The following is a 7,342-nucleotide window of genomic DNA, read 5'->3' as shown; positions in this document are numbered from 1 at the left end:
AAGCTGCTGTTCTGCATGACCCGCCAGACGTCCGATTACATGCGCTGCGACAAGGATCCCGAGGCGGTCCACGGCAGCGTCGCGGCGAGGACGGCGCGGATCGAGTTCGACCACATGGCACCGGGCGAATGGGCGCTGTTGCTGGTCCACGACAGCAACGACAACGGCAAGATGGACAAGCGGTTCGGAATCCCGCGCGAGGGTTTCGGCTTTTCCAACAACCCCGCGATCCGCTTCGGGGCGCCGAGCGCGGGCGATGTGCGGTTCGCGGTTCCGGCCGGACCGTCGCACCAGAATGTGCGGATGCGCTATATCTTTTAGACGGACGCCAGTGCGTTGCGCGCCGCGACAAGGTGCGGCCGTTCGATCATCGTGCCTTCGAGGACGAGACACCTCCAAAAACGGACGAGCGCGAAGGCTTGACGCCCGTGCCGGTGTGGCTACTTCCGCGGCTCAGCTGCAGCCGAGAACCTCCTTAGGTCTTCGGCGAAATTCGCGTTGCCGATCGGATGCGGTTCGCCGACGCTCTTTGCGAAGCAGGCAGAGAGCCATGATCTCACCGACCTGTCGCCGCCCGAAAGATGCGCTTCTAGCGGTCGTGCGAGGGGTGCGGGCCAAAAGCCAATCAAATGCTGCTCCATCAAGTATCTCGGCCCTCCCGCGCCAAGGCACCCGAGCAAATCCGCGGGAACATCGAGCGTATCGACGGGCAGAGACAGGACTGCGGAATAATCGTTGGCAACGGCGAAATGCAGTGCTGCAGCGACGCCCCCGAGGGGGCCAAGGTCAGGACAAGGTCGATCAGGCAAGCACAAGTATGGCGGCCATTCTCGTCCGCAGTTCGCCAACCTCATCCCGGTGCCTGCATGAGCGCCTATCTAATCGGGACGATCGACCAGATCCCGAACGGCGAGGGACGCAACTTCCTTGTCGGCGAGAGGCGCCCCGCGATCGACCGCGACGCTGTTCCACGGCTCGCCGACGCAAATGCCGTCGACTTCGCCTGCCGCCAGCGCGTCGGCGGCGAAGGGCGGCGCAATCACGACAATCTCGAAGTTATCGAGCGAGGCGCCACTCCCGCGAAGCCAATATTGGAGCATATAGTTGTGGCTCGAATAGCGGTGAACGACCCCGAGCCGGAGCTTGCGTCCCGCCGCCGCGCGGACGCGCGCTACTGCGGCCATCCGCTGTCCTGCCTCGACTGGGTCGCTCAGCCCGTCGCGACCGACGCCGTCGTCCGCGACCTCGTCGGCAAGCGCGTTCGACAGAGTCATGGCATTGCCGTTGAGGCCGAGCACGAACGGCACCGATAATTCCGCCGCAGGTCGCTCGAGCCCCAGCGTTGCCGCGATCGCCAGCGGGGCAAGCAAATGGGCAGCATCGGTTCGACCATAGACCAGTCGGTCACGAACCGTCGCCCAGCTCATGTCGCGGACCAACTCGAGCGCTAGTCCCTCTTCCTCGCCGTAGCCGAGCTCACGCGCCAGGATCGGCAGCGCCGCATCGACCAACGGCAAGAAGCCAATCCGCATTGGTTTGCTCACGCGCCGTCTCCCATCAATTGTTCGGCGGTCAGGATCGCGCGAGCGACCTCGACGATCCGCTGGTTGGATCGCATCGCGTGGCTCCGCAGCAGTTTGTAGGCCTCGGGCTCGGCCAGCTGCCGGCGGTTCATCAACATCCGCTTCGCCTCGTCGACGATTCTCAGGTCCGCCAGCTCGCCGCGTGCCTCTGCCAATTCCGCCTGAAGGCGGGCAAAGGCGTTGAACCTGCGGATGGCTAGGTGGAGGATCGGCTTGATGCGATCCTTGCGAAATCCGTCGACGACATAGGCCGAAACGCCCGCGTCGACCGAGGCGAGGGTCATCTCCTCGTCCGACTGATCGACGAACATCGCAATCGGGCGATTGAGCGTGCGCGACATGAGGAAGCTCTCCTCGAGCGTGTCGCGTCCCGGATTGGTCAGGTTGAGCAGCACCACGTCGGGGGCGATTTCGGCCAGCCGCGCGACCAGTCCCTTGCGCTCGGTCAACACGACCACGTCAGCTAGCCCAACCTCGCGCAAGCCCTCCTCGATCACCGAAGCGCGCGCCGGGCTGTCATCGATGATCGCGATCCGCAGAACCCATCTCCATGCTGCACTGCAACATCCGTAGAGCGAATAGGATAATGTTACCACTCTGCCCTATCGCGGTCAGACTGCACGACTTCCCTCACCGGTCGAAATGAGATTGAAGCACTTGCATCCAATAGTGCTGTCGCAAGCACAGCCCAGGTTCGTGTCGCGGCGATGAGCATGTCGTGAGTGGGCGTAGCTACGCAGCAGTCGGTTCAGCGGCCTCGCGCGCGAAAAAGATGACCACCCGCAGCCCTTTACCGGGTGCAGAATGCACCTCGAGCTGGGCCTTGGCGTTCTGCCGCAAGGATTGCGCGATCACCGCGCCAAGCTTGCCGGACTGCGGCCAGCTCATGCCGTCGGGCAGGCCGACCCCGTTATCCGCGACAATGACGCGGCAGCCGCTGTCGTCGACCAGGCTGGAGATCGTGATGGTGCCCCCATCGCGCCCGACGAACGCATGCTTGAGGGCGTTCGTCATCAACTCGTTGATGACCAGGCCGGTCGGCATGGCGACATTGATCGAGCATGGCCAGGTATCGACCTTCAGCTCGAGCCGAATGCCCTCGACCGCATGAGCTTCCATGACGGAAGAAGCGATCTTGCTGACGTATACGCCCAGATCGACGCCATCATCCGCGCCTTCGCCGGACAGCAGGTCATACAGAAGTGCCAGAGAATTGATCCGGCCGGCAAGCCGGTCGAACCGCTCTCCGGTGTCATCGTCGGCCACGTTGCGCGCCTCCATCCGGATTAGCGCCGTAATCATCTGGAGGTTATTCTTGACGCGATGCTGCATCTCGCGAAGCAGGGCATCCTTGCGTCGCAGCAGCTGGTCATGCTGTTCGCCCGGAAGGCGATCACGCTGCCCCGTCGTCGCCAACGCGACCAGTCGGAAGAGCGGTACACCGTCATCGGACTCGATCGTGTTGGACCAGGCGTCGACGTCGATCTGCTTATTCTCGCCAATCATGGTGAAAGTGCCGATATACTCGTCGTCGATTGAAACTGCCTCGCCGAGCGGCTTTTCGTCACCGTCTTTCGCCGCGATGCCGGGGAGTATCTTCCAGTCGTGCCCCTGAATTTCCACCGCGTCTTTACCGATAAGGCGCTCGAACTCGAGGTTGCAGTAGGTGATCGTCTCCGAAGGCTGAAGCTCTGCCACGGCGATCGCTACCGGTACATGGTCGAGGAACTGCTTGAACCGGTCGCTTTCCAGTGCGTCGGCGAGCCCCGGCGTCGCGAGCAATTGTTCGACCTCGTTCAGGTCCTTTTGATCAGCCATGCCCACTCCAACGCACCGGCAATCCGACTCGGCCGGTTTGACCCGTGAAACGCGCTTTTTGCCTTCCTGTCACGCTTCCTCGTCAAGACCATGAATTCAAACCGAAATCGTCGAAGCGCTCGCTCGCCTGCGGCATGCGAAATTGAAAGTCGCATCCGGCGCACCAGTCACCACCGTATCTAGTATGTACGATTGGCGGAACATGGCAGGTGCGCAAGTCGTTCCGGTGGCTCGTGTCGTAAATAATCGAGCATAGTCCGTCGTCCCCGTCTGCCGGCAGGAACCCGAATGTGAACATTCATAAACAGCGAGCTGAGCGCGTTAATCTCCGGCAGCTCACTGAGCGAACGACATCCGACGAACCGCTCTCAAACGTCGAGCAAGCGGCGATCCAGGGCCTTTGGAGAACGGCGCTACATCATCCTTCCAATAGCAGGATCGAAGCGGGCAGCGGCATCCGCTTGATCACGAGCGGCTGGGCTGGCTGGCTCCGTTGTGCCGCCGACGGCCGCCGGCTGATTTTCCTTTTCCTCATGCCCGGTGACTATGTCATCCCGGGTTTATTCAACGTCCATGATTGCGACTTGATCTGCCTGACGCCGGTGCGAACGGTCGATGCGTCGCCGCTAGTTGAGGGTGGACCGACGACCGCACCCCAGTCCGCAGCAATGATCGAGCGCAGCGGTCTCCGTTACCGCCGTCTGCTGCTCGACCATCTGACGCGCCTCACACTGGGGTCGACGACCAGCAGTTTAGCCCTACTTTTGTTGGAGTTTCACGAACGATCGTTGCAATCGGGTGCTTGCGTGAAAGGACGCTTCAGCCTGCCAATCGGCCAGCGCATGCTGGCGGCGGCGCTCGGTCGAAGCACGGTCCAGGTGAACAAGGTCATCAGCAAGTTTCAGACCTTTGGGCTCATTCGCGTCGGATACGACTGGCTCGAGGTGGTGGATCCCGAGGGCCTTCAGTCGCTTTCGGGAATGCCCCCACAGTCTCAGGCACTCAGCAACCCTGTGCGGGCCGTCTCAGCGCCGCCGGCTAGCCGGCAATCAGCACCGGTTCACAACCAAGAAAACCTGCAGAGTGTCATGAAAGTCAAACACTCGCGCCTTTGAGTCTGGAACAACAGAAGTTACAAGCGCGCCATGCCACTCAGGGGAAATCAACCATGCGCTATTCGGTTCTAACGGTTGCCGTTGCAGCCATTGTGATGAGTTCGCCAGCCGTTGCCCGCGACGGCGCGGCCTATGTCGGTCTTGAAGGTGGCATACTTTTTCCGCGGGTCACTAACTACAGCGTAAATTCGTTGCGCGTTCAATCCGTCCCTACCGGCGGTGGCCTGCTCGGCCAGACCGTCACGACGACCAACAACAGATATGGCAGCGGCTTCGTCGCCGATTACAAGAAGGGTGTCGATGTCGATGCCATCGCCGGTTACGACTTCGGACTGTTCCGGCTCGAAGGCGAACTAGGCTACAAGCGCACCCGCGATAAGAACTTCTCCGCCAGCCCGACGCTCCTCGCCGCGACCAACACGCCGCCGTTTAGCGGTCTTACCGCGAGCAGCTTCAACTTCGGTGATCGCACTCGGGTCATGTCGGCGATGCTCAACGGTCTGATCGATTATGACATCGCGCCTGGCGTGCGCGTCTATGGCGGCGGCGGCGCGGGTCGCGCTCGGGTCAAGACGCTTGGCCAGCGCGATACCAGCTGGGCTTATCAGCTGATTGCCGGCGCTTCGACCGCGATCAGCCCGAACATCGATCTCGGTCTCAAATATCGCTATTTCCAGACCTCGCGCCTGCGTTTCTCCAATGGGGCGGTGTTCACGAATGCAGCGACCGGCGCGACCTCGACCTCAACCTTTGCCGAGACCGGCAAGTTTCGTTCGCACAGCCTGCTGGTGAGCCTGATCTTCAACTTCGGCGGAGTCGCCGCACTGCCGCCGCCGATGGTCGAGGCACCTGCTCCGCCACCACCGCCTCCGCCACCACCGGCGACGCAAACGTGCGAAGATGGATCGGTGATCGAGGTGACCGCCGCTTGCCCAGTGGCGCCGACACCGCCGCCGCCGCCACCGCCGCCCGCCCAAGGCGAACGCGGCTAGGACATGTGGCTTCGCCTGATCGTCGGCGGCGGCGTGCTCGCCATGCCGCTCGCCGCGTGCATGGTGGCAACCACAGAGAAAACAAACATCGACCGCACGCCGCTTGCATTTGAGCGGGTGCGCCACGTCACGACCCCAAGTGGGCTCGTCTATCATGTCGTTCGTCGGGGGCCAGTGAGTGTCCACTCGCCGATAGACGGCGAGACGGTGACGTTCGATTATGAAGGCAAGCTGCTCGAGGGCACGGTATTCGACAGCAGCTTCGCGCGCGGGCAGCCGATCAGTGGGCAGGTCGGCCAGTTCGTGCCGGGGTTCAACGAAGCACTCAAGCTGATGCGTCCTGGAGACGAGTGGATTGTGTGGATTCCACCAGCGCTGGGTTATGGCGCGAAGGCGATCGGACCGATTCCGGCGAACAGCACGCTGCGCTTCCGCATGGCGCTTCGTTCGGTCGCGGCCGTTACTCCTTAGGCAGGAAGGCGATGTCGCTGACCAGTCGCTGGCCGTCGGAGCGGCCGAGCTGGATAACGATGTCGAGCACCGAGCGGATATAGGCCTTCAATTCCTCACGCCCGAGGTCGGTCCCGGCCTGCGCCGCGATCAGCGCAAGCTGCTCAATTGCGCCCTCGGGTGAGCTGGCGTGGATGGTGGTGATCGATCCCGGGTGGCCCGTATTGACCGCGCGCAGGAAACTGAGCGCCTCGACCCCGCGAATTTCACCCATGATTATCCGGTCGGGACGGAGGCGAAGCGCGGCCTCGAGCAGGTCGGCGGCGCTGACCGATGCCTCGCCCAGTCGGCCTCGCACCGCAACGAGGCCGACCGCGTTGGCATGGGTCAGCTGGATCTCTGGGGTGTCCTCGATCAACACGATCCGTTCTTCTGCGGGTGTCTCCTTGAGCAGCGCATTGAGCAACGTCGTCTTGCCGGTCGCGGTCCCGCCCGAAACAAGGATCGATTTGCGCGCCCGGACCGCCGCCGCAAGGAACCCGCGCACGTCGCCCGATGCCAGCTGAGCCCTTAGCGCAACGTCGGTCGCCGCCTGCGACAACGCCGCCTCGCCGACCCGATCGAAGGCGCCCGCGGCGACATAATCATCCAAACTCAAGTTGGGAACGACATGCTTGCGCACCGCCACGCAGACATGGCCGCGTGTCGCCGGTGGAGCGCACACCTGCACCCGCGCGCCGCTGGGCAGCGTCGCCGCGAGGAGCGGATGCTCGCGGCTGATGCCCTGGTCGGTGGCGGCGGCGATTTGTCGCGAGAGGCGCCATAACGCATCGTCGTCGAGCCGTGGATCCTCGTGGCGTTCGATCCCGTGCTGAGTCTCGAGCCACAATTCGCCGGGGCGATTGATGTAGACATCGGTAACGTCGTCACGCGCAAGCGACGACGCCAGGGGCGCGAGGAACGCGTCTAGGAACAGGAGTGGCTGGCTGCTCATGTCAACTTAGACAGTCGGGCCGACGGTGGAGAAATCGAGATCGCGGGCAACGAAGATGCGCACCAGCGCGCCCTGGCGAGTCTTGATCGTCGGGGGGATGTCACCCGAGCGCGATGCCTGGCCAGCCAGCGAGGTCGCTTCGTTGGTGCTGCTGACGATCACGGTCGATCCGCGTGACAGCGACTGGGTGAAGGCCCCGATTCCGCCGGTCAGGACCGATAGCAGGATCGCGCCCCCGAAGCGCTCGAAGAAATGGCGATTGACCTTGCCGCCAAGGCCGCCGCGACCGAGGTCGTCCACGGCCGGCGAAGCAAGCGCGATCGAGACTCCATCGGGGCGGATCAGCCGGTTCCAGACGATGAATACGCGGCTCGCACCCTGTGCTACTCC

8 protein-coding genes and 1 pseudogene are annotated in these 7,342 nt (G+C 63.0%); 4 read left to right on the top strand and 5 right to left on the bottom strand.

All coding sequences use genetic code 11. The features are described 5' to 3' along the window. Positions 1–321, top strand: a 321-nt coding sequence (locus tag RMN84_RS03245; RefSeq protein ID WP_309610771.1) for a DUF2141 domain-containing protein, incomplete at its 5' end; no start/stop codon positions are given. 620 nt (positions 322–941) lie between these two features. Here RMN84_RS03245 and RMN84_RS03240 read toward each other — a convergent pair. The 3 genes and pseudogenes from RMN84_RS03240 to RMN84_RS03230 form a co-directional block, all read right to left on the bottom strand. Further along, positions 942–1,532: pseudogene (locus tag RMN84_RS03240) on the bottom strand (ABC transporter substrate-binding protein); the annotation flags it as partial. A gap of 8 nt (positions 1,533–1,540) precedes the next feature. After that, complete coding sequence (locus tag RMN84_RS03235; RefSeq protein ID WP_309610772.1) at positions 1,541–2,122, bottom strand: ANTAR domain-containing protein; 582 nt, start codon at positions 2,120–2,122, stop codon at positions 1,541–1,543. Positions 2,123–2,315: 193 nt separating this feature from the next. Continuing rightward, positions 2,316–3,401, bottom strand: coding sequence for a histidine kinase dimerization/phosphoacceptor domain -containing protein (locus RMN84_RS03230; RefSeq protein ID WP_309610769.1), 1,086 nt, complete (start codon positions 3,399–3,401; stop codon positions 2,316–2,318). A 290-nt stretch (positions 3,402–3,691) separates the two neighbouring features. Between RMN84_RS03230 and RMN84_RS03225 the strand changes: the two genes are divergently transcribed. Genes RMN84_RS03225 through RMN84_RS03215 form a run of 3 tightly spaced genes read left to right on the top strand, consistent with a single transcriptional unit; the run spans position 3,692 to position 5,979 of the window. Beyond that, on the top strand, positions 3,692–4,516 hold the full coding sequence (locus RMN84_RS03225) for a helix-turn-helix domain-containing protein (RefSeq protein WP_309610768.1): 825 nt from the start codon (positions 3,692–3,694) through the stop codon (positions 4,514–4,516). A gap of 53 nt (positions 4,517–4,569) precedes the next feature. Continuing rightward, positions 4,570–5,508: an outer membrane beta-barrel protein gene (locus RMN84_RS03220; protein ID WP_309610767.1), complete on the top strand. Its 939-nt coding sequence runs from the start codon at positions 4,570–4,572 to the stop codon at positions 5,506–5,508. Positions 5,509–5,511: 3 nt separating this feature from the next. Next, positions 5,512–5,979, top strand: a complete 468-nt coding sequence (locus RMN84_RS03215; RefSeq protein ID WP_309610766.1) for an FKBP-type peptidyl-prolyl cis-trans isomerase — start codon at positions 5,512–5,514, stop codon at positions 5,977–5,979. Here the strand turns inward: RMN84_RS03215 and virB11 are convergent. Both virB11 and RMN84_RS03205 read right to left on the bottom strand, forming a co-directional pair. Beyond that, a complete protein-coding gene (virB11, locus tag RMN84_RS03210; protein WP_309610765.1) occupies positions 5,969–6,952 on the bottom strand; it encodes a P-type DNA transfer ATPase VirB11 in 984 nt (327 codons plus the stop codon). The genes RMN84_RS03215 and virB11 overlap by 11 nt on opposite strands. A 6-nt stretch (positions 6,953–6,958) precedes the next feature. Next, a partial coding sequence (locus tag RMN84_RS03205) for a TrbI/VirB10 family protein (protein ID WP_309610764.1) occupies positions 6,959–7,342 on the bottom strand: 384 nt, incomplete at its 5' end.

Origin of the sequence: Sphingomonas sp., assembly GCF_031380695.1 — a bacterium.
Lineage (GTDB): Bacteria > Pseudomonadota > Alphaproteobacteria > Sphingomonadales > Sphingomonadaceae > Sphingomicrobium.
This window is presented reverse-complemented; position numbering and strand designations above follow the sequence as displayed.

Bases quoted from the DNA above. Each gene is read 5' to 3' on its own strand.
- RMN84_RS03215 (WP_309610766.1), top strand. From the start codon at position 5,512: ATGTGGCTTCGCCTGATCGTCGGCGGCGGCGTGCTCGCCATGCCGCTC.
- virB11 (WP_309610765.1), bottom strand. From the start codon at position 6,952: ATGAGCAGCCAGCCACTCCTGTTCCTAGACGCGTTCCTCGCGCCCCTG.
- RMN84_RS03220 (WP_309610767.1), top strand. From the start codon at position 4,570: ATGCGCTATTCGGTTCTAACGGTTGCCGTTGCAGCCATTGTGATGAGT.
- RMN84_RS03230 (WP_309610769.1), bottom strand. From the start codon at position 3,401: ATGGCTGATCAAAAGGACCTGAACGAGGTCGAACAATTGCTCGCGACG.